We start from the raw sequence: 21,264 nt of genomic DNA on the forward strand, positions 1-21,264 counted from the left end.
CCAGTGTCGAACTGCCAGTAAACTGCGCGCTTTCCCCCTCGTACTCTTGATTTCCAGAGGTTTTGCATGACACTCAGTCCTTTTGCGGGCAAACCGGCACCGGCACAGCTGCTGGTAGATATCCCGCGACTGGTATCGGCCTATTACACCGGCCAGCCCGATGCAGCGATCTCCACCCAGCGTGTCGCCTTCGGCACCTCCGGGCATCGGGGCAGTTCGTTCGAGCTGAGTTTCAATGAATGGCACGTCCTGGCCATCAGCCAGGCCATCTGCCTGTACCGCCAGTCCCAGGGGATCGATGGTCCGTTGTTCGTCGGTATCGACACCCATGCGCTGTCCACCCCGGCCGGTGCCAGTGCCCTGGAAGTCTTTGCCGCCAACGGCGTGCACACCATGATTGCCCAGGGGGATGAATACACGCCGACGCCGGCGGTGTCCCATGCCATCATCTGCTACAACCGTGGCCGTACTTCCGGCCTGGCGGATGGCGTGGTGATCACCCCGTCCCACAACCCGCCGGAAAGCGGTGGCTTCAAGTACAACCCGCCCAATGGCGGTCCCGCCGATACCCACATCACCAAGTGGATCGAAGCCAAGGCCAACGAACTGCTGGGCAACCAGCTGGCCGGCGTGCAGCGCATCAGCTACGAGAAGGCGCTCAAGGCCGACACCACGCACCGTCATGACTACCTCAACAGCTATGTCGCCGACCTGGTCAATGTCATCGACATGGACGTCATCCGTGGCGCCAACCTGCGCCTGGGCGTCGATCCCCTGGGGGGTGCCGGCGTGCGCTACTGGTCGGCGATCGCCGATCACTACCGGTTGAACCTGGAGGTGGTGAATACCGAGGTCGACCCGACCTTCCGTTTCATGTGCGTAGACTGGGACGGCAAGATCCGCATGGACCCGTCCTCCAGCCATGCGATGCAGGGCCTGATCGGCCTGAAGGAGCGTTTCGACGTGGCCTTCGCCTGCGATCCGGACCATGACCGCCACGGTATCGTCACTCCGTCCGGTGGCCTGCTGGCGCCGAACAGCTACCTGGCGGTGTCCATCGACTACCTGTTCCAGAATCGTCCGCAGTGGCGCAGCGATGCCGCGGTCGGCAAGACCGTGGTCAGCAGCGGTCTGATCGACCGCGTGGCGGCACGCCTGGGGCGGCGCCTGTACGAAGTGCCGGTGGGCTTCAAGTGGTTTGCCGACGGCCTGTTCGACGGCTCCCTCGGCTTTGGTGGCGAGGAGAGTGCCGGGGCGTCGTTCCTGCGCAAGGATGGCAGCGTCTGGTCCACCGACAAGGACGGCCTGATTCCGGCGCTGCTGGCGGCGGAAATGACCTCGCGTACCGGGCGCGACCCGAGCCAGATCTACCGTGGCCTGACCGACGAACTGGGCGAACCGTTCTCCGTGCGCGTCGATGCCAAGGCGACGCCGGCGCAGAAGGCGCTGCTGAGCAAGCTGTCGCCGGAGCAGGTGACCTCGACGCAACTGGCCGGCGAAGCGATTCAACAGATTCTCAGCCATGCGCCGGGTAACGATCAGGCGATCGGCGGGCTGAAGGTCATGACCGAGAACGGCTGGTTCGCCGCGCGGCCTTCGGGTACCGAGGATATCTACAAGATCTACGCCGAGAGCTTTATCGGCGACGATCACCTCAAGCGCCTGGTGGCAGAGGCCCAGGTGCTGGTGGATGGAGCTATTTCCGCCAACTGATCCAGGCTTGATCGGCCATGCAAAAGGGGTGAGCGACCTGCGTCGTCCACCCCTTTTTTTGATCGTTCCCACGCTCTGCGTGGGCATGCAGCCCGTGACGCTCTGCGTCACAAAGCGGACACAGAGCCTCCGATGAGGCATTCCCACGCTGGAGCGTGGGAACGATCAGGGCTTCTACGCCAGGTCCACCAGAATGATCTCGCTGTCCTGCACGGCGGTGATCCGCAGCACCTCTTCCTCGGCCACGGCCACGCCGTCACGTGCTTCGGCGCGCAGGCCATTGACCTCGATCACCCCGGTGGCCGGCACCAGGTAGGCGCGGCGCTTGCCGTCCAGGCGGTATTCGGCGCTTTCACCGGCCTTCAGGTTGGCGGCGACCAGACGGGCATCGGCACGAATCCGCAGGCTCTGGTCATCGCCGGCCTTACCACTGGCGAGGGTGACGAAACCTTCGCCACGCTCGCCCTTGGGAAACGGCTTGGCACCCCAGGAGGGAGCCGAGCCGGCTTCGTTGGGGATGATCCAGATCTGGAAGATCCTGGTGGGCGTCGATTCCAGGTTGTACTCGCTGTGGGCGATCCCGGTGCCGGCGCTCATCACCTGGACATCGCCGGCTTCGGTGCGACCCTTGTTGCCAAGGTTGTCCTCGTGGCTGATGGCACCTTCGCGGACATAGGTGATGATTTCCATGTCCCGGTGCGGGTGTTGCGGAAAACCGGTGCCAGGGGCGATCACGTCGTCGTTCCAGACCCGCAGGTTGCCCCAGTTCATGCGCTGCGGATCATGGTATTCGGCGAACGAAAAGTGGTGGTGCGCATCTAGCCAGCCGTGGTGAGCGCCGCCCAGGGTGTTGAAGGGCCTGAGTTGCAGCATGAGTCTTCTCCTGTTCAGGTTCGTCGTGGGCTGGCACGGGCCAGGGCAGGACGGTGACCGGTTGATGATGGTCCTATGATCGATCAAACCAATATCGATAAAAAGCGTAAATAATGCTTCAAAACAATCGATATGGTTGATGTGTTTCCGTGCCTCCAATGATGTCTCCACTTTCAATTCGTCGCCTAAACAGCTGATAGACAAGCAATTGACTAGAACTCCAGGCGTAATGGAGCGACCATAGGCCTCCCGTCCGGACAGCCTCAGACCTGGAGTCAGCGTGTCGTCATACACCCCCGAACCGCCCGCCGAACTTTCCTCCCTGGCCCAGTTGCCGCTGCTCAAGCGCCTGATGGCCCGCCTGCTGGGCAGCGGCCTGAGCCGGCTGCGGGCGCAGCACGTGGCGTCCTGGTTGCAGGGGCAGGCGGATGGCTTCCGTAGCGGCCACAGTGCCGGCGTGGAATACGGTTACCAGGAAGGGCGCGCCGACGGCCTGGAAGAGGGGCGGCAGGTGCTGCTGATCCGCGATACGCGTCCTGCGGAACACCGCGCGCCCGGGGTCGACGGCAACCTGTTCGACGACTGGCGCCTGCCGCTGGGGGCTGAGCTGAAGAAGCTCATCAAGGCGGACGTTGCCCGCCTGTTGCCGGCCCATGCGCAGCCGAGCACGGCGCAATGGAAGATGATCTTCAGCGACACGCCGTCAACTTCGGTGATCGCCGGGGCCGGCGCGGGGAAATCGACGTCACTGGTCCTGCGTATTCTCTTGCTGACCCACTACCTGGGGTTCGAACTCGATTCGCTGACCGTGGTGACCTTTACCCGTGAGTCACGCAAGGACTTCATTGCCAAGCTGATCGAGGTCTTTGCGTTATGGGGGCGTTCCCTCAGCCTCAGGGAGGCCCGGGACGTGGTGCGCACCTTTCATTCGCGGATCCTGCCGATGGTCCGCAGCCTGCCGGGTTTTGCCCAGTTGCAGGCGTTCGAGAACCTCAGTGCGCGCACGCTGTTCGAGGACGAGGGTGCCGACAGCAATCCCTTCGACCTGCGGATCAATGACGCCCAGCGCCAGCAGCTCAATGCCTGCTACCACCGGTTGTATCGCGATGAACCCCGTTTTCGCGAAATCCTGGTGCCGCTGTATAAGCAAGCATTGCAACTCAAGGAACTGGAGCAGGATCACCCGGATGTACAGAAGCGCATGGCGGTGACCGAGCTCGCCTCCAGGCGCGACGAGGAGCTGTGCGATACCGTCGAGGACCTGTGGTTTCGCGCCGGTGCCTGGCCGATCGAAGGGATCGAGCCGAATCGCGAGACGGTCGATATCAACGGCTCGCCCTTTCATTGCCATGGCTATATCCCGGAGCTGGATGCCTGGGTGGTCCTGGGTTTCGATCCGCGGGAAAGTCCGCAGATCACGCGTCCGGGCTCACGCCTGACGGTGCGCGCGGAGTGGGCGGTGAAGCGCACCCTGTTTCAAGCTTTCTGTCGTAAGCCATTGATATGGCTTGATAGTTACGAGTCGGCCAAGCGGGTTTTGTCCTCCCTGGGTGGCGATGCCACGGCCGGTCCCGGTTTCGATTACAAGGTCAAGGGTGAGCTTGCCTCGGCGCCTTTGCTCGATTGTTTTGTCATGGCAGCCGGGTTTATCGAGAACCTTGGCCTGGACGTCAATGTTGCTGTGGGGCAGATGAGTTTTGCCCAGGATGACCCGGACCGGTTCTTCTTCGAAGCCCTGAGTCTGTTCTGGAAGGCCCTGGAGGCGCATCTGCTTGCGCAATCGCCGCCGATCATGACCTATAACCGGATGTTCTCGCTGTTCGGCGAGAACAGCCCGGAAAACCAGGCCTTGCTCAGCGACGAGCTGCTGCGACCGTTGTCGCACCTGATGATCGACGAGTTCCAGGATGTTTCACCGCAGATCGTCTCCTGGCTGCGGGCCAGCCTGCGGGAGATCCGTCGACGCGGCCCGGCCCTGCATGTCGGGCGTGGGGCGCAGCATTCATCCCTGCTGTGCGTGGGCGATGACTGGCAGTCGATCTATGGCTGGCGGGGCAGCTCGCCCAAGTACTTCATGGAGTTCGGCAAGGAGTTTCCGTCGCCGGCGACCACCCGGGTGATGCTCAGCGACAACTACCGCAGTCACCAGCACATCATCGACGCGGCCGAACATATCGTGCGGGCGGCCCCGGCCATCGCCGGGAAAAAGGCCAGGGCTGCGGGAGCGTCGAAGGACGTGTTGCCGGTGAATATCCTCGATCGGGACGATGCGGCGCTGGGCCGGCGCCTGGCAGAGCACTATCGGAATGGCGACAGTATCTTGATGCTATTTCGAAAAAGTAGCGATAAGTTATTGATTGAAGAGCATATTCAGTCAACAGTTAATGTTGATTCTAGCTTGCCTTTCGAGCAGCGCCGGCTCAAGCAGTTGACCTATCACAGCTCCAAGGGCCTGCAAGCCGATGCGGTGTTCCTGCTCGGCGATTGCCTGCACCTGACCCGCTCACCCTACAAGAACCAGGTTTACCGGATGGCGGGACTGGGCAGGGATGGCGATGCCGAGCCGTACGACAACGCGCAGAAAGACGAGATCCTGCGCCTGGCCTATGTCGGGATCACCCGGGCGGTGAAGCACTGCTATTGGTATCTGGATGGGCAGGATGCCCAGGCGGCGAACGCGCCCAAGGCATCCGATCGGATTGCCGGAGGCAAGGCGTTCTTTGCCGATTTGCGCGTCAGGTCATGAATGGGGAAGAGTTGTCACCAATTCCCACGCCAGTCCCCATGGTCCCTTTGCAGATCATGGCTTCAGGCCAGCGCCTTCAGGCTCTGCGGGGGCACAAAGGACTCGAGTTCGGCCTCGACCGCCTCGATGATGCGTTCCACATCGGCGGCATTCATCACCGTGGCGCAGGGGATCCCGGCAATGGCGATCAGGGTTTCGCCACTGGCCCGGTCGAACAGACGGGCGATCAGGCTGCCCGGTGCGTCCATGGTGGCTTCGAAACCCAAGGGGTGAAAATGCCAGCGCATCAATTGGCAGGCATTGGGGAAGGTGACCTTGCTGAAGATTTTGCTCATGGTGCCCACCTGTTTCATTGAGCGCTTCCTTTTGCTCGCGGGTAGGAACGGAAGGACCTCATGGTCCGACCTGGCCGAGTGCTAAAAATAGCACTCGTTCGCAACGGACAGGAGAGTTTTTTCAGGCCGTTCGGCGATTGTTTTCGTGTAATTTGATCTGTGTCATAACTCACCCTCATTTGAGCGCTCCATGTCCGAAGACGATGACGGCCCCGCCCAGACCCGGGCCACCGGCGAAACTGTCCTGCGTTACCACCTGTGCTGGAAACACCGTGACCTGGACGGGGTCATGGCCCTCTATCATCCGGACATCCAGTACCACGACTTCTTCCAGAACCGCCTGCTGGGCCTGGCGGACCTGCGTGAATACGTGCGGGTCAGCATGCCCCGGGAGTCCGACGAGGCACTGGAACACAGCGACCGTATCCGCCTGGACGGCAACACGGCCTTCATTCAATACAAGATCACCCTGCGCGGCGGCGAGGGACTGGTGTCGTTTCGCTCCAGCGAGGCGATCACCGTGCGTGACGGGCTGATCTGGCGGGTCAACGAATACGCTTCCCTGGTGCATGAGCAGCCTGCCCGTTCGGCGACCGGCGTGCTGCGGCCGGCGGTCAGCCGCCTGGGGCTGTCGCCACGGCAACTGAGCTTCATGGCCGACGATCTGCAGCAGTACTTCGAGCGCCAGCAAGCCTACCTCGATCCCGAACTGGACCTGCAACGGGTGGCGAAGGAGTGCGGCTACAGCCGCAACCAGATTTCCTACCTGCTCAACCAGGTGCTCGGCCAGAGTTTCTATCGCTATGTGAACCAGGCGCGACTGCAACATCTGCTGGCGGCGCTGGACAAGGCGGAGCAGCCGGCGCGTATCGACGAACTGGCCTTTGCCGCCGGGTTCAATTCTCTCTCGGCCTTCTACAAGTGCTTTCGCGAGCACACGGGCCTGTCGCCCAAGGCCTATGCCCGGCAAATTTCTCTGCGTGCACGCGCGCAAGACACCTTCTGAGCAGCGGTACTAGGATCACCACTATCTGTTACAGGTTGTGGAGTCTGGAATGCCGGTGTGGCGAAATATCAGTTTATGGATGGATCAGCTCGATGAGCCGCTGACGCCGCGGGCCAGCCTGGAACAGGACCTGGACGTCGACGTGGCGATTATCGGCGCCGGTTACACGGGGCTGTGGACCGCCTATTACCTCAAGCGCCAGGCGCCTGAGCTGAAGGTGGTGATCGTCGAGGCGCAGACCGCCGGCTTTGGTGCTTCCGGGCGCAACGGTGGCTGGGTGATGGGCAACCTGCTGGGCGAGGATCGACTGCTCGCCGGCCTGTCACCGGAACAGCGCCGGGCTTCCTTCGATCTGCTGCACGGCATTCCCGACGAGGTGAAGAGTGTCCTCGATCAGGAGGGCATCGACTGCGATTATCGCAAGGGCGGAGTGCTTTACTGCGCCGCGCGTTACCCCGAGCAGGAACACAGCCTGCGCGCCTATCTGGACAAGTTGTACAAGCAGGGCCTCAACGAGTCCGACTATGCCTGGCTGAGCCCCGAGCAACTGGCCCGGCAGATCCGTGTTGCCCGACCTTACGGCGGGATCTTCGCGCCGCATATCGCCACCGTGCAGCCGGCCAGGCTGGTGCGCGGGCTGGCCCGGGCGGTGGAGCGCCTTGGCGTGCCGATCTATGAAAACAGCCCGGTGACCGATTGGCGTTCCGGCGGCCTGCGCACAGCCAGGGCCCAGGTCCGCAGCCACTGGGTGGTGCCGGCGGTCGAAGGCTACTCGGTGACCTTGCCACCCCTGGGGCGCTACCAGTTGCCGGTACAGAGTCTGCTGGTGGCGACCGAGCCGCTGTCGGCGGCGACCTGGGACGAAATCGGCCTGAGCCAGGGCCAGGCGTTCAGCGAAAGCAGTCGCCAGGTCACCTACGGCCAGCGCTCCGCCGATAATCGCCTGGTGTTCGGTGCCCGTGGCGGGTATCGCTTCGCCGGCCAGCTACGGCATGACTTCAACCTGACCGAGCAGGAAATCGAACTGCGCCGCTATCTGTTCGGCGAACTGTTCCCGCAGTTGAAAAAAGTCCGTATCACCCACGCCTGGGGCGGCAACCTCGGTATGTCGCGGCGTTTCCAGCCGCACATGCTCTGCGACCGCGCCAGCGGTATCGCCCTGGCCGGCGGTTACGGCGGCGAGGGCGTCGGCGCCAGTCACCTGGGCGGGCGCACCCTGGCCGACCTGATCCTGCAGCGGGATACCCCGCGGGTCCACCAGCCCTGGGTGATCCCGCAGGGCGGCCTGGCGGCGCTGAAGGCCTGGGAACCCGAGCCCTGCCGCTGGCTGGGCTACAACGCGATCATTCGCAGCTTTGTCCATGAAGACCAGACCCTGGCCAACCCCAACACCCCGCCGTGGCGTCGCAAGCTGGCCAGCGGCGTGGCCGGGTTCATGGAAGGTTTCATGAAATAACCGGCGCGGCTGCGCCGGGTCATCCACCCGCAGGACTGATCCCATGAGCATTACGCAATTCAAGAACACCGCCACGGCCACCCTCGAAGTCTCCAACCCGGTCGCGGTGCCCCTCAGCGAGCAGGTTTCCGTGGCGTCGGTGACCTGTGTCGAACGCAACGACGGTGTCGAGACCGGCATCTGGGAGTGCACCCCGGGGCGCTGGCGGCGGCAGATCGTCGCCCAGGAGTTCTGTCACTTTATCCAGGGCCGCTGCACCTTCACCCCGGACAACGGCGAAACCCTGCACATAGAAGCCGGCGATGCACTGATGTTGCCGGCAAACAGCACCGGAATCTGGGATATCCAGGAAACCGTGCGCAAGACTTACGTCCTGATTTTCTGATCCCTGATCACTTGAGCCTGCCAACAAAAAAACCATACACAGGAATCCACTCATGATCCGCATGTCCATTGCTCCCTTGATGCTGGTGGCGTCCCTCGCCCAGGCGGGCGAAACCGTCAAGATCTACAACTGGTCGGACTATATCGCCCCGGACACCACCAAGAACTTCCAGACTGAAACCGGGATTGGTTTCAGCTATGACGTCTATGACAGCAACGAGACCCTGGACGGCAAGTTGATGACCGGCAAATCGGGTTACGACGTGGTGTTTCCTTCCAACCACTTCATGGCCCGGCAGATCCAGGGCGGTGCGCTGAAGAAGCTCGACAAGAGCCAGTTGCCGAACTGGAAGAATCTCAATCCGGCTTTGCTCAAGGCGCTGCAGGTCAACGACCCGGGCAACGAACATGGTTTCCCTTACCTGTGGGGCAGTACCGGCATCGGCTACAACATCGACAAGGTCAAGGCGGTGCTGGGGGACAATGCGCCGGTGGACTCCTGGGACCTGATCTTCAAGCCCGAGAACATGAAGAAGTTGCAGAAGTGTGGCGTGGCGATTCTCGACAATGGTCCCGAGTTGCTGCCGGCGGCGCTTAATTACCTGGGCCTGCCGCACCACAGCAAGAACGCGGCGGACTACAAGAAGGCCGAGGATCTGTTGATGAAAGTGCGGCCCTATGTGGCGTACTTCCATTCATCCAAATACACCTCGGACCTGGCCAATGGCGATATCTGCGTCGCCGTGGGTTTCTCCGGCGATATCCTGCAGGCCGCCAGTCGTGCCACGGAGGCCAGGAATGGCGTGAATATCGGTTATTCGATTCCCAGGGAAGGCGCGGCCATCTGGTTCGACATGGTGGCCATGCCCGCCGATGCACCGGATGAAAAGGCCGGTTATGCCTTCATGAACTACTTGCTGCGTCCGGAGGTCATGGCCGGTATCAGCAACTATGTGAAGTACGCCAACGGCAACTCGGCGGCCGACAGCCTGGTGGACCCGGCGCTCAAGGCGGATACCAAGGTGTATCCGAGCCCGGAGATGATGGGCAAGCTGTTTGCGCTGGAGGCCATGCCGCTGAATATCGACCGGATCCGTACCCGGTTGTGGAACAAGATCAAGACCGGCGAATAATTATCGCGGTATCGGGTCATTGCCTAAAAGGGCGGGAGCGGACTGGATCCGTTCCCGCTTTTTTATTGGCGGTGCATTTATTGGATCCATAACAGTGTTTGATGCGTTATAGAGTTGCGCTGCTGAAACGGTTGACTAATATTAAATAGCCATCTTTTTGGCGTCATAGAGATAACTTCTCAACTACTTGTAATTATTTGAATTATTTTTACCTCTCTGCCTGAATAAAACATAAAGTCCTGCCGATACTGGTATAAGCCCGCGCGCTTTTCACAGACGTGGCGTTAACCGCCGGGCGGAGCATCGTCGTGTTCCCACCTGGTGGACAGATGGCATGGACGCTAGCAGCCCCCAATGTTCAGAGAGAGCTTCCCATGTCCCTACGTAATATGAATATCGCCCCTCGGGCCTTTCTCGGTTTTGCCTTTATCGCATTGCTGGTGGTGGTGTTGGGGGTGTTTGCACAAACGCGCATGACGGTCATCCGTCAGGCCTCGGTCGATATGAACACCAACCAGTTGCCGAGCGTCGGCTATCTGAGCAATGTGATCGAAGGGGTCCTACGCTTGCGCATCCTGTCGTTTCGCGTGCTGATCAATCGCGAGCCCGCGGCCTTGCAGGAAGCCGACACCCGTATCGCCTTCCTCACGGACAAGATCCGCAAGGATCAGAAGAGTTATGCCGATTTGCCTTCCGCGGGTGAGGAGCTGGCCAAGTACAAGGAGTTCGCCGCCACGCTCGATACCTATCTCAGGGACCAGGGGCAGATGCTCGAACTGTCGCGGCAGAACAGGATCGATGACATGCGCAACCTGATCAACAACCAGATCAAGGCCGGCACCGATCTGATGGGCGCGCAGCTCAACCAGTTGATGGACATCAACAAGGCCGGGGCCAAGGCTGCCTCGGCAGAAGCCGGCCAGCAGTATGACAACGCAAGCCTGGGCATTATCAGTGTCTCGGTCGTCGCGGCATTGATGACCGTGCTGCTCGCCTGGCTGCTGACCCGCAGCATCGTCACTCCCTTGAACAGGGCGTTGGCCGCGGCCGAGAGCATTGCCGGCGGCAACCTGACCAAGCCGATCGAGGTGGACGGCAAGGACGAACCGGCGCGTTTGCTCACGGCGTTGGCGGCCATGCAGGGCAGCCTGCGCAAGACCATCGAACAGATTTCCGGCTCGGCCACCCAGCTTGCCTCCGCGGCGGAAGAACTCAGTGCGGTGACTGAAGAGGCCTCCAGGGGCTTGCAGCAGCAGAACAACGAAATCGAACAGGCGGCCACCGCGGTCAACGAAATGACCAGTGCCGTTGAAGAAGTGGCGCGCAATGCGGTCTCGACGTCCGAGGCGTCCCAGCAATCCAACCTGGCGGCGCGCGAAGGCCGCGACCGGGTGGTGGAAACCGTCGGCGCGATCCAGGCCATGACCCAGGACGTGCAGAACACTTCCGTGCTGATCGAAGGCCTGGCGACGCAGGGGCGGGATATCGGCCAGGTACTGGACGTGATTCGGGCGATTGCCGAGCAGACCAACCTGCTGGCGCTCAACGCCGCCATCGAAGCGGCCCGTGCCGGTGAGGCCGGTCGTGGCTTCGCCGTGGTTGCCGACGAAGTCCGGGCCCTGGCCCATCGTACCCAGCAGTCGACCCGGGAAATCGAACAGATGGTGGCGGGGATCCAGAACGGCACCGGCGAGGCGGTGCAATCGATGCAGCAGAGCAACCAGCGGACCCAGACCACTCTGGAAATGGCCCGCGCCGCCGGTGTCGCCCTGGAACAGATCACCCACTCGATCAACCTGATCAACGAGCGCAACCTGGTGATCGCCAGTGCTTCGGAAGAGCAGGCGCAAGTCTCCCGGGAAGTCGATCGCAACCTGGTGAATATCCGCGACCTGGCGACCCAGTCGGCTGCCGGGGCCAACCAGACCAGTGCGGCCAGCCATGAGCTGTCACGCCTGGCGGTGGACCTGAATGCGATGGTGGCGCGTTTCGTTATCTAAGCGCCGGATGATGGACCGTTCCCACGCTCTTGTGGGAGCGGGCTTGCCCGCGCAGCGTTGATCCGTGACGCAGAGCGTAGGAACGATCCCATCCTCGCCCTGCGTGCGCTAAAGGCTCAGATAGCGCCGCAGCTGCGCCAGCAGCTTCTCGTACAGCAGATCCACTTCCTGGGCCATTCCCCGTGCCCGCAGGCAGCCATGGACCAGTCCCAGGCCCAGATGCAGGCTGGCGGTGCCGCCGGCCTGCTTCAACCGCTCGAAATAACACACCCCGTCATCCCGCAGCGGATCGTATTGCGCCACGGCAATAAAGGCCGGGGCCAGGCCGTGGAAATCCGTGGCCTGCAAGGGCATGGCATAGGCCGAGGGTTTGCCCGGGCCCGGCAGGTACAGCGTGTGGTAGCAATGCACGTCGCTGGCGCTGAGCAACGGCGCATCTGCGCACTCGCTGCGTGAAGGCAGGCCGTCATCACCGCCCAGCCCCGGGTAGATCAGGGCCTGTACCAGCGGCTGGGGCTCCCCGGCATCGCGCAAGGCCAGGCACACGGCCGCGGCGAGGTTGCCGCCGGCGCTGTCGCCGGCAATCGCCAGGCGGTTGCGGTCCAGTTGCCAGTCTTCGGCGTCGTTGCGCAAGCTGCGCCAGACGGCCAGGCAATCGTCGAAGGCTGCCGGAAAGGGCTGTTCCGGTGCCAGCCGGTAGTCGACCGCGACCACCACGGCCTTGAGCAGCGATGCCAGTTCGGCGGTGATGAAATCATGGGAGTCGAGATCGCCCACCACCCAGCCACCACCGTGCAGATAGACCACGCAAGGCCAGCCGTCTGCTGGACGAGGGGAGGTGGGCCGGTACTGGCGCACGGGCACCCCGGCGATCCGCTGCTCGCTGACCGCGATGTCGGCCGGGCGTGGAGGGGTAAAGGCCTTGCACATCTCGCTGTAGCCGATGCGCAGGCCCTGGATGCTGCTGTCCGGGTAACCGAAGCCGAGGGTCTTGTCGACAAAGGCGCTCAGTTCGGGAGAAAGAGGGTAGTTGCTCATTGGGGTTCCATGGTTACAGGACGCGAAGCCTGTAGGCGTGCGGTTCATGCAGGAGCGGGCTGGCCCGCGAAGCTCCAGCAACCTCAAGGTCCTCTTCGCGGGCAAGCCCGCTCCCACAATGTCCGTGCCGGGCTGTAATCCTGTGCTCAGTCAACTGTCCTTGTGGGAGCTGGCTTGCCAGCGAAGAGGCATCATGGGCGCTGCAAGTCTCAAGGTCCTCTTCGCGGGCAAGCCCGCTCCCACAATGTCCGTGCCGGGTTGTAATCCTGTGCTCAGCCAACCGGCCCTGTGGGAGCTGGCTTGCCAGCGAAGAGGCCATCATGGGCGCTGCAAGTCTCAAGGTCCTCTTCGCGGGCGAGCCCGCTCCCACAATGTCCGTGCCGGCTTGTAATCCTGTGCTGAGCCAACGGCCCTGTGGGAGCTGGCTTGCCAGCGAAGAGGCCATCATGGGCCTTGCAAGTCTCAAGGTCCTCTTCGCGGGCAAGCCCGCTCCCACAATGTCCGTGCCGGGTTGTAATCCTTTGCTCAGCCAACCGGCCCTGTGGGAGCTGGCTTGCCCGCGAAGAGGCCCTCAGGGGCGCTGCAAGTCTCAAGGTCCTCATTCGCGGGCAAGCCCGCTCCCACAATGTCCGTGCCGATGGTTATTTCAAGCTGGCCTGCACGGTCGCCACGCCATCCTTGCCGTCGATGCTGGTGACACCGGCCAGCCAGCGCTGCAGATCCTCGGGGTGATCACGCAGCCATTTCTTCGCCACGTCCTGGGGTGTCTGGCGCTCCATGATCGGCACCATCAACTGGCTTTCCTGGGCGGCGGTGAAGGTCAGGTTTTCCAGCAACTTGTTCACGTTCGGGCAGCGCTCGGCGTAGTCCGGGGCGGTGACGGTGGAGACTGTCGCGGCGCCTTCGTTGGGACCGTAGACATCTTCGCTGCCGGTCAGGTAGGCGATCTTCATGTTGATGTTCATCGGGTGCGGCGTCCAGCCGACGAAGACCACGAACTCCTTGCGATTGACGGCCCGCTGTACCGCCGCGAGCATCCCGGCTTCACCGGACTCGACCAGCTTGAATCCCTTGAGGCCGAAGTGATCGGTGTCGATCATAGTCTTGATGGTGGTGTTGGCGCCGCTGCCCGGTTCGATCCCGTAGATGGTGCCCTTGAGCTGGTCCTTGAACTTGGCGATATCGGCAAAGGTCTTCAGTCCGGCGTCGGCGACATACTGCGGGACGGCCAGGGTCGCCTGGGCGTCGGCCAGACTCGGCTTGGCCATGACCTTGACCTGGTTGGCGGCCACGAACGGCTCGATATTCTTGTCCATCGCCGGCTTCCAGTAGCCGAGGAAGATATCCAGGCGCTTGTCGCGGATACCGGCAAAGATGATCTGCTGCACGGCACTGGTCTGCTTGCTTTCATAGCCCAGGCCGTTGAGCAGTACGTCCGCCATGCCGCTGGTGGCGATGACGTCGGTCCAGTTGACGACACCCATGCGCACGCTCTTGCAGGAGGCGTCGTCGCTGGCGAATGCCGGGTTGCTCAGGAGTGCGGTACCGCAGAGGAACAGACAGCTGGTGAACAGTCTTTTCATGTTGGAAGGTCTCGCGGCAGGTCGTTTATTGTCGAGGCCGGTGTCTTCATGCACCGTCCGGCCACGTTACGCAGCCGTTAGCTGGCAAAAGCGCACCAGGGCGACCGGCTTTTGCACTGCAGCGACTCCCTGCCGTTATATCAGCAAGTCATACCCACAGGCTCAGCCAGGCTGAAACCAGCAACAGCAACGCCATGCAGCGGTTGAAACGCCGCATCGCCAGGGGCGAGCGAAACAGCCGGGCCGAGCCGACCCCCAGCACGGCCCACAGGCCCATGCAGGGCAGCGACACCAGGAAGAACACCAGGGACAGCGACAGCACATGGGCCTGGCGTTCGGCGCCGCTGCCGGCGAACACCCCGACCACCGCCAGGGCCATCATCCACACCTTGGGGTTGATCAGTTGCAGGCTGGCCGCACCCAGCAGTCCGAGGCGCCTTGCCGGTTCCGCTCCACCGTCGATGACGCTCGCCGGGGCGCTGAAAATCTGCCAGGCGAGGTAGCTCAGCCAGGCGATGCCCAGCCATTGCATGGCGACCTGCACCAGGGGCATGCCGGTCAGCGACTGGCCGACGCCGCTGCCCACCAGCAGCACGATCAGCGCGGCTGCGGCGCAGGCACCGAGAATGATCGGCAGCGCCGCGACCAGGCCGTAGCGGGCACTGTTGCTCAGTACGAGGATATTGGTCGGTCCCGGGGTGATGGAGGCGACAAAGGCAAAGAGCAGGAAGGGCAGCAGGCTCGGAAAGGTGGACAACATGGGCAGGGGCTCCGCGTAGAGATCGATGGGACGATCTTCGCGGCTGCCGCTTCAGGCGTCTGGAAGATTTGAGCAACGCTTGCGGTAGGCTGCCGGGGTCAGGCCATAGGCCCGCAGGAACCAGCGCCCGAGGTGGCTCTGGTCGGCGAAACCGAGGGCCATGGCCACCGTTGCCGGTTGTTCGCCGCGAGCCAGCATCTGCCGCGCCTTGGCCAGGCGCAGTTGCACCAGGTAGGCGTGCGGCGGCAGGCCATAGGCCGATTTGAAGGCACGGGTCAGGCGAAAACGATCGACCCCGGTCACCGCCGCCAGGTCGTCGAGGCTCAGGTCATGCTGCAGGTGGGCATGCAGGTATTCCCGGGCGAGCTGCGCCACCCGCGGCAGGCGCGGGTCTTCGCGATAGCGGGTACGCCAGTGCAGATGGCGGGTGAGAGCGTCGAACATCTGGTCCAGGGCACTTTGCCGGACGATGCGCAGTTCCTGGCTGTGGATCGCCTCGAAGGCGGCGCTGGTGGCCTGGGCCAGGCGGCTGTCGCCGGTTGCCAGTGGCGTGGCAAAGGACAGTTGGCTGTTGGCCGGCGCTTCTTCGAACAGCGCGCTCAGCTCCCGTTCCAGCCAGTGGGGATCGAGGTAGAGCGTGCGGTAGGTGAAGCCGCCTTCGGTGGGGGCATCGCCGTCGTGGATCTCGCCCGGTTCGAGCAGGAACACATTGCCCGGCACGCTGTGGTAGCGGGTCCGTTGGCAGTTGAATTGCTGCACGCCCTGTTCGGTGACCCCCACCAGGTAGCTGTCATGCCAATGGGCGTCGTAGGCGTGCCCCTTGAAATGGGCGCGGAGGGTTTCGATACCGGTGTCCTGATCCTGAGTCAGGTCGATCCAGTTGTCGGCGTTGCTGGACATGCTGTACCTGGGGGTGTTGGGCATTAGTGCAGGGTGACAGTTAGCGCCGGTTTCCAGGACCAAGTCTAGAAGATCTGTGCAACGAAGGGGTAATCCGCTCGCGGGCCGGGAAGGAGGAGGGTGTCGGGCGGTATTTAAAAGCCCGCGGACCCGTGGCGGCGTTCAATGGGGTGTCTGAGGAAACGTTTCAAGTTCCCGGATTCCTCCATTGATAGGGTATGAAAGTGTCGAAAGTCATTGAAGTCGTCAATCCGCAGGTAGGTCATGTTGAAAGCAGCCATCAGCTTCTGCTTCCGCTCGTTCGTGAGTTCAGTGCAAAGTCCGAGCGCGCCGGGGGCGTGACAGCCAATGGAAAGCCGTCCTACTCGGTGGAACAGGCCGCGACAAATCTGTCGAACGGCTCGACGCCCTGGGCAGATACCGACGGGAACGGGAAGATAGAGCTGACCTACAGCTTCCCCAACGCATCGCAGCTGTTGTCCAATGATGATTACTATGCGCTGGGGCTCGCCGGGCTCCAGGCGTTCAGTCCCTTGCAGAAAGCCCAGGCGGTGCTGGCCATGCAATCCTGGGCGGACGCCGCCCATATCTCGTTTTCCGAAGCGCCGCACGGCGGCGATGGCCATATCACCTTTGGCGACTACAAGGTGGGAGGCGGAGCGGCCCAGACCATCCGGCCAGGAGACATATCGGGATTGGGCGGGCAGTCCTGGTACAGCATCGCCGACGGTTACGAGGACAACAAGAGTCCGGGGCTCAACAACAATGGCCGGCAGACCCTGACCCATGAAATCGGGCATGTCCTCGGCTTGCCACATCCCGGCAACTACAACGGTGCGGGGGCGAGCTACGCGAGCAATGCCACCTATGCGCAGGACACCCTGGGTTACAGCGTGATGAGCTACTGGAGCGAAACCGCCAGCGGCCAGGACTTCACCCGCAATGACGCGGCCTTCTACGCCTCCGCCCCGTTGATGGACGATATCGCGGCCATCCAGAAGCTCTATGGCGCCAACTGGAGCACCCGTTCCGACGATACGACCTATGGCTTCAACTCCAACACCGGGCGGGACTTCCTCAGTGCCTTTCAATCGTGGGATGCCCTGGTGTTCTGCGTCTGGGACGGTGGCGGCAATGACACCCTGGATTTTTCCGGCTTCACCCAGAACCAGAAGATCAACCTGCACACGGGCGCGTTCTCCGATGTGGGCGGCATGGTCGGTAACGTCTCGATTGCCCAGGGCGTCACGGTGGAGAATGCCATCGGCGGTTCGGGTAACGACCTGCTGATCGGCAACGCCGTGGCCAACGAACTGCGGGGCGGTGCCGGCAACGACGTCCTGTATGGCGCGGGCGGTGCGGACAGGCTGTGGGGCGATGCGGGCAACGACACCTTCGTATTCATGGTCGCTTCCGACTCGGCGCCGGAGGCTGCCGACCGGATCATGGATTTTGTCAGCGGCGAGGACAAGATCGATCTCTCCGGCATCACCCGTGGCGTCGGGCTGAACATCGTCGAGAGCTTCACGGGTGTCGCGGGCGAAGCGCTCCTGAATTATGCCCAAGCCACTGGCGACAGCCACCTTGCCATCGACATCAGCGGCAATGGTCGTGCCGATGTCCTGATCACGGCGGTAGGCCAGATCACCCTGGGCGACATCGTGGTCTGATAGCACTATAGGCAGATAGGGCGACGTTTCTGTGCCACTGTGGTCGACCTGGCGTCGAATCCTGTCTGTAACCGATTTTGCTTATCTGGAGTTGTTATGCGCGCACGTGAATGGGGTATCACTCTGGGCCTGGGTACCCCCGGCCCACTCAATGCCATTACCGATGTCCCCGGAGTCCGGGTCGGCCACAGTACCCTCAAGGCCGAAATCGATGGCAAGCAGGTGCGCACCGGGGTGACGGTGATCCAGCCACGCGCCGTTGCCGCGCGTCAGCAGCCCTGTTTCGCCGGCTGCCATGTGCTCAATGGCAATGGCGATGCCACGGGCCTGGAGTGGGTTCGCGAAGCCGGGTTGCTGACCACGCCGATCGCGATCACCAACACCCACAGCGTCGGGGTGGTTCGCGATGCCCTGGTGGCGCAGGAGCGCGACAGCCTCAAGGACCCCGCGGTGTACTGGTGCATGCCGGTGGTGATGGAAACCTATGACGGGGTGCTCAACGATATCTGGGGCCAGCACGTCGGTCCCGCCCAGGTCGAGGAAGCCCTGGCGGATGCCCGCTCCGGGGCGGTTCGCGAAGGCGCGGTGGGCGGCGGTACCGGGATGATCTGCCATGAGTTCAAGGGCGGTATCGGCACCTCGTCACGGCGCTTGCCGGCGGAACAGGGGGGCTGGACCGTCGGCGCGCTGGTCCAGGCCAATCATGGCAAACGCCAGGAACTGCGCATCGACGGTTATCCCGTGGGGCGCCAGTTGACCGGCATCCCTTCGCCTTTCGCCCGGCGTGGCACTCCGGGCATGGGCTCGATCGTGGTGGTCATCGCCACCGACGCACCGTTGCTGCCGCATCAATGCCAGCGTCTGGCGCAACGGGCGTCGATCGGGATCGCTCGCACTGGGGGCGGGACCGAGGATTCCAGCGGCGATATCTTCCTTGCCTTCGCCACCGGCAACGAGCAGATCGCGCCGGCGGACTACGGTCGCAAGGACCTGCCGTTCAGCAGCCCGCTGACGATGGTCAACAACGACCATATCTCGCCCTTGTTCCTCGCGGCGGCCGAAGCGGTGGAGGAGGCGATCATCAACGCCTTGCTCGCCGGCGAAGACATGACCACCGCGGACGGCGTGCGGGTTCCGGCTCTGACGGGCGAAGTTGCCCTGGATGCACTAAGAACGAGCGGGCGACAATAAAAACCAGGCAGTCATGGATGACTGGTCGGTCATTTATTGATGCACTTCGCTTATGCGTTTTTCCAGCTTGAATATTCCTGAAAGTCTGCTTGTTGGCGAGGAATAAAACTGTCAGAAAAAACTTTCAGGTGCATAAGCAATGTTTGCGGGATCTTTCCGAAAAACAGCACTTTGATATCAAAAAAAGCGCTGGACGATTGATTTCAAAATGTGTCAGTTTCTCGCTGCCTTCAAAAAGGGCGAGTGATAGGATGATCTCGCCAAGGGATTGTCGCTATCGGACAAAAACTGTTTCACTTGCAAACAAGGAAGTGTGTTTATGTCGAAAGTCAAAGCGAAAGCTATTGTTTCTTCGGAATCGGCACTGGCGGCCAACGGGACAAGTTCCGCCTTTAACCAGATCGATAGCTTCAGCCATCAATATGATCGTGGCGGCAACCTCACGGTCAATGGCAAACCCTCCTACTCCGTCGATCAGGCCGCCACGCAATTGCTGCGTGACGGTGCCGCCTGGCACGATCTGAACGGCAGCGGCAAGATCGAACTGACCTATACCTTCCTGACATCGCCGACCTCGAACTTCAGCGGTCTGGGGGTTACCGGTTTCAGCCAGTTCAGTGCGTTGCAGAAGTCACAGGCGGTCCTTGCCATGCAATCCTGGGCAGACGTCGCCAACGTGACCTTCACCGAGGCAGCGAGGGGCGGCGATGGTCACATGACCTTCGGTAACTACAGCGGCGGCCAGGAAGGCGCGGCAGCGTTCGCCTTCCTGCCGGGCACCGAGCCTGGCTACGACGGCCAGTCCTGGTACCTGACCGGTAGCGGCTACAACGTCAACAAGACACCGGGCCTGAACAACTACGGGCGCCAGACCCTGACCCACGAGATCGGCCATACCCTGGGCCTGTCCCATCCCGGCGACTACAACGCCGGCGAAGGCAACCCGACCTACAATGACGCCTCCTACGGGCAGGACACCCGCGGCTACAGCGTCATGAGCTACTGGAGCGAAAGCAACACCAGCCAGAACTTCAGCAAGGGCGGTGTCGAGGCCTACTCATCCGGCCCGTTGATGGACGATATCGCGGCGATCCAGAAGCTCTACGGCGCCAACTACAGCACCCGTGCCGGTGATACCACCTACGGTTTCAACGCCAATGCCGGTCGCGACTACCTGAGCGCCACTTCGTCCTCGGACAAGCTGGTGTTCTCGGTCTGGGACGGGGGCGGCAACGACACCCTGGACTTCTCCGGTTTCACTCAGAACCAGAAGATCAACCTGCATGCCGGTTCGTTCTCCGACGTGGGTGGCATGGTCGGCAACGTCTCCATTGCCCAGGGCGTCACGGTGGAGAATGCCATCGGCGGTTCGGGCAACGACCTGCTGATAGGCAACGACGGGGCGAACGAACTGCGTGGCGGTGCCGGCAACGACATCCTCTACGGCGCCGGTGGTGCGGACAAACTGTGGGGTGGTGCGGGCAACGACACCTTTGTGTTCGCGGCCGTTTCCGACTCGAAACCGCAGGCTGCCGACCGGATCATGGATTTTGTCAGCGGCCAGGACAAGATCGATCTGTCGGGGATCACCCACGGTTCGGCGCTGAACTTCGTCAATGCCTTCACCGGGCATGCCGGCGATGCGGTGCTGACCTATGCCTCGGGCACCAACCTGGGCACCCTGGCGATCGACTTCTCCGGGCATGGCGTGGCTGATTTCCTGGTCACCACGGTGGGGCAGGCGGCAGTCACGGATATCGTGGCCTGAGTCGATGTTCACGAGCAGCGCGCAAGCGCTGCTTCCCGGTCTTGTTGCGAGGGCCCATGATCGACAGACTTTTCCCCCGTGTATTCATGACGTGGCTGATGGCCGCATTGCTGATGGCATCTGGAGCACTTTGCATGGCACGAAGCTTGATTCTTCCCAGTCCCGAAACCCTGGCCGGGAGCTGGCGGTTGTATCGCGAGGACGATCGCGCCCAGGCCTGCGAGCTGGTGCTGGCGGTCCAGGCGCCGAGCCTGGGTGGTGACCTCGAGTGCGTGGCCGGCTGGCTTGGCGAGCGTCCCGCGCGCTGGGAACCGACCCCCGATGGTCTCTGGCTGTATGGCGTCGAGGGCAGCGGTATCGTGCACCTGAACCGGCAGGGGAACGACCTGTACCAGGCGCGCCTGGCGAGTGGCGTTGTCCTGGTGCTGGAGCGACTGCAACCCTGATCGGTCCGAGTGCCGACGATCTTGCGTACTGCGCCGGGATAGAGGGAAGTTGTCGGAAAACAAGGCGGGAACAAGGAACTGTTCTGCTGTGAAGTCATGTCAGTCAATATAAGAAAAGAATCATCGGATTATTCATCGGCGATGTTCAGGTGCAATGACCATGAACCCCTGTCGGACGGTCCGGAAGATGGGCGCAATCTTATAGTCGCTCTTCGGCGCGACCTGTTTAATTCGCGCCGCTATCCGTTGCTCTATTTCAAAT

16 protein-coding genes and 1 pseudogene are annotated in these 21,264 nt (G+C 62.2%); 11 read left to right on the forward strand and 6 right to left on the reverse strand.

From position 1 onward, the window contains the following. The first annotated feature begins 66 nt into the window (after positions 1-66). Entirely contained in the window at positions 67-1,713 is a 1,647-nt protein-coding gene (pgm, locus tag KI243_RS15130; protein ID WP_103032694.1) for a phosphoglucomutase (alpha-D-glucose-1,6-bisphosphate-dependent), read from the forward strand. Positions 1,714-1,887: 174 nt separating this feature from the next. Here the strand turns inward: pgm and KI243_RS15135 are convergent, their stop codons facing one another. Next, positions 1,888-2,586 (reverse strand): pirin family protein, encoded by a 699-nt coding sequence (locus KI243_RS15135; RefSeq protein WP_177057055.1) that lies wholly within the window; start codon positions 2,584-2,586, stop codon positions 1,888-1,890. A gap of 280 nt (positions 2,587-2,866) precedes the next feature. On the opposite strand from KI243_RS15135, the gene KI243_RS15140 reads away from it, so the two are divergent. Next, positions 2,867-5,332, forward strand: coding sequence for a UvrD-helicase domain-containing protein (locus KI243_RS15140; RefSeq protein ID WP_212811093.1), 2,466 nt, complete (start codon positions 2,867-2,869; stop codon positions 5,330-5,332). Positions 5,333-5,394: 62 nt separating this feature from the next. Here the strand turns inward: KI243_RS15140 and KI243_RS15145 are convergent, their stop codons facing one another. Then, positions 5,395-5,667, reverse strand: coding sequence for a DUF1652 domain-containing protein (locus KI243_RS15145; protein WP_177082267.1), 273 nt, complete (start codon positions 5,665-5,667; stop codon positions 5,395-5,397). Positions 5,668-5,857: 190 nt separating this feature from the next. On the opposite strand from KI243_RS15145, the gene KI243_RS15150 reads away from it, so the two are divergent. The 5 genes from KI243_RS15150 to KI243_RS15170 all read left to right on the forward strand — a co-directional run bounded on the left by KI243_RS15150 (position 5,858) and on the right by KI243_RS15170 (position 11,646). Next, positions 5,858-6,673: a helix-turn-helix domain-containing protein gene (locus KI243_RS15150; protein ID WP_017127344.1), complete on the forward strand. Its 816-nt coding sequence runs from the start codon at positions 5,858-5,860 to the stop codon at positions 6,671-6,673. A gap of 49 nt (positions 6,674-6,722) precedes the next feature. After that, positions 6,723-8,129: an FAD-binding oxidoreductase gene (locus KI243_RS15155; protein WP_177117906.1), complete on the forward strand. Its 1,407-nt coding sequence runs from the start codon at positions 6,723-6,725 to the stop codon at positions 8,127-8,129. 43 nt (positions 8,130-8,172) lie between these two features. Next, positions 8,173-8,514, forward strand: coding sequence for a cupin domain-containing protein (locus KI243_RS15160; protein WP_017127342.1), 342 nt, complete (start codon positions 8,173-8,175; stop codon positions 8,512-8,514). Between the two features lie 52 nt (positions 8,515-8,566). Further along, a complete protein-coding gene (locus KI243_RS15165; RefSeq protein WP_017127341.1) occupies positions 8,567-9,646 on the forward strand; it encodes a polyamine ABC transporter substrate-binding protein in 1,080 nt (359 codons plus the stop codon). Positions 9,647-10,020: 374 nt separating this feature from the next. Next, positions 10,021-11,646 (forward strand): methyl-accepting chemotaxis protein, encoded by a 1,626-nt coding sequence (locus tag KI243_RS15170; RefSeq protein ID WP_177117905.1) that lies wholly within the window; start codon positions 10,021-10,023, stop codon positions 11,644-11,646. A 108-nt stretch (positions 11,647-11,754) separates the two neighbouring features. On the opposite strand, the gene KI243_RS15175 is transcribed toward KI243_RS15170, so the two are convergent. The 4 genes from KI243_RS15175 to KI243_RS15190 form a co-directional block, all read right to left on the reverse strand. Next, positions 11,755-12,684 (reverse strand): alpha/beta hydrolase, encoded by a 930-nt coding sequence (locus KI243_RS15175; RefSeq protein ID WP_017127339.1) that lies wholly within the window; start codon positions 12,682-12,684, stop codon positions 11,755-11,757. Between the two features lie 641 nt (positions 12,685-13,325). After that, the gene (locus tag KI243_RS15180; protein ID WP_017127338.1) at positions 13,326-14,267 is read right to left on the reverse strand and encodes a choline ABC transporter substrate-binding protein; all 942 of its coding nucleotides are present in this window, start codon (positions 14,265-14,267) and stop codon (positions 13,326-13,328) included. A 148-nt stretch (positions 14,268-14,415) separates the two neighbouring features. Beyond that, a complete protein-coding gene (locus KI243_RS15185) occupies positions 14,416-15,027 on the reverse strand; it encodes a LysE family translocator (protein ID WP_017127337.1) in 612 nt (203 codons plus the stop codon). Between the two features lie 51 nt (positions 15,028-15,078). Next, on the reverse strand, positions 15,079-15,927 hold the full coding sequence (locus tag KI243_RS15190) for an AraC family transcriptional regulator (RefSeq protein WP_177082279.1): 849 nt from the start codon (positions 15,925-15,927) through the stop codon (positions 15,079-15,081). A 308-nt stretch (positions 15,928-16,235) separates the two neighbouring features. On the opposite strand from KI243_RS15190, the pseudogene KI243_RS15195 reads away from it, so the two are divergent. The 4 genes and pseudogenes from KI243_RS15195 to KI243_RS15210 all read left to right on the forward strand — a co-directional run. Next, positions 16,236-17,597: pseudogene (locus KI243_RS15195) on the forward strand (serralysin family metalloprotease); the annotation flags it as partial. A gap of 96 nt (positions 17,598-17,693) precedes the next feature. Beyond that, the gene (locus KI243_RS15200) at positions 17,694-18,788 is read left to right on the forward strand and encodes a P1 family peptidase (protein WP_017127335.1); all 1,095 of its coding nucleotides are present in this window, start codon (positions 17,694-17,696) and stop codon (positions 18,786-18,788) included. 319 nt (positions 18,789-19,107) lie between these two features. Further along, the gene (locus KI243_RS15205) at positions 19,108-20,556 is read left to right on the forward strand and encodes a serralysin family metalloprotease (RefSeq protein WP_017127334.1); all 1,449 of its coding nucleotides are present in this window, start codon (positions 19,108-19,110) and stop codon (positions 20,554-20,556) included. 134 nt (positions 20,557-20,690) lie between these two features. Then, positions 20,691-21,002: a protease inhibitor Inh/omp19 family protein gene (locus KI243_RS15210; RefSeq protein ID WP_103032697.1), complete on the forward strand. Its 312-nt coding sequence runs from the start codon at positions 20,691-20,693 to the stop codon at positions 21,000-21,002. Positions 21,003-21,264: the final 262 nt, after the last annotated feature.

The sequence above is a fragment of the Pseudomonas sp. Ost2 genome (assembly GCF_018326065.1).
Classification (GTDB): Bacteria; Pseudomonadota; Gammaproteobacteria; order Pseudomonadales; family Pseudomonadaceae; genus Aquipseudomonas; species Aquipseudomonas gingeri.

Coding starts and splice junctions, on each gene's coding strand:
- pgm (WP_103032694.1), top strand. CDS start 67: ATGACACTCAGTCCTTTTGCGGGCAAACCGGCACCGGCACAGCTGCTG.
- KI243_RS15135 (WP_177057055.1), bottom strand. CDS start 2,586: ATGCTGCAACTCAGGCCCTTCAACACCCTGGGCGGCGCTCACCACGGC.
- KI243_RS15145 (WP_177082267.1), bottom strand. CDS start 5,667: ATGAGCAAAATCTTCAGCAAGGTCACCTTCCCCAATGCCTGCCAATTG.
- KI243_RS15150 (WP_017127344.1), top strand. CDS start 5,858: ATGTCCGAAGACGATGACGGCCCCGCCCAGACCCGGGCCACCGGCGAA.
- KI243_RS15155 (WP_177117906.1), top strand. CDS start 6,723: ATGCCGGTGTGGCGAAATATCAGTTTATGGATGGATCAGCTCGATGAG.
- KI243_RS15160 (WP_017127342.1), top strand. CDS start 8,173: ATGAGCATTACGCAATTCAAGAACACCGCCACGGCCACCCTCGAAGTC.
- KI243_RS15165 (WP_017127341.1), top strand. CDS start 8,567: ATGATCCGCATGTCCATTGCTCCCTTGATGCTGGTGGCGTCCCTCGCC.
- KI243_RS15170 (WP_177117905.1), top strand. CDS start 10,021: ATGTCCCTACGTAATATGAATATCGCCCCTCGGGCCTTTCTCGGTTTT.
- KI243_RS15175 (WP_017127339.1), bottom strand. CDS start 12,684: ATGAGCAACTACCCTCTTTCTCCCGAACTGAGCGCCTTTGTCGACAAG.
- KI243_RS15180 (WP_017127338.1), bottom strand. CDS start 14,267: ATGAAAAGACTGTTCACCAGCTGTCTGTTCCTCTGCGGTACCGCACTC.
- KI243_RS15185 (WP_017127337.1), bottom strand. CDS start 15,027: ATGTTGTCCACCTTTCCGAGCCTGCTGCCCTTCCTGCTCTTTGCCTTT.
- KI243_RS15190 (WP_177082279.1), bottom strand. CDS start 15,927: ATGTCCAGCAACGCCGACAACTGGATCGACCTGACTCAGGATCAGGAC.
- KI243_RS15200 (WP_017127335.1), top strand. CDS start 17,694: ATGCGCGCACGTGAATGGGGTATCACTCTGGGCCTGGGTACCCCCGGC.
- KI243_RS15205 (WP_017127334.1), top strand. CDS start 19,108: ATGTCGAAAGTCAAAGCGAAAGCTATTGTTTCTTCGGAATCGGCACTG.
- KI243_RS15210 (WP_103032697.1), top strand. CDS start 20,691: ATGGCACGAAGCTTGATTCTTCCCAGTCCCGAAACCCTGGCCGGGAGC.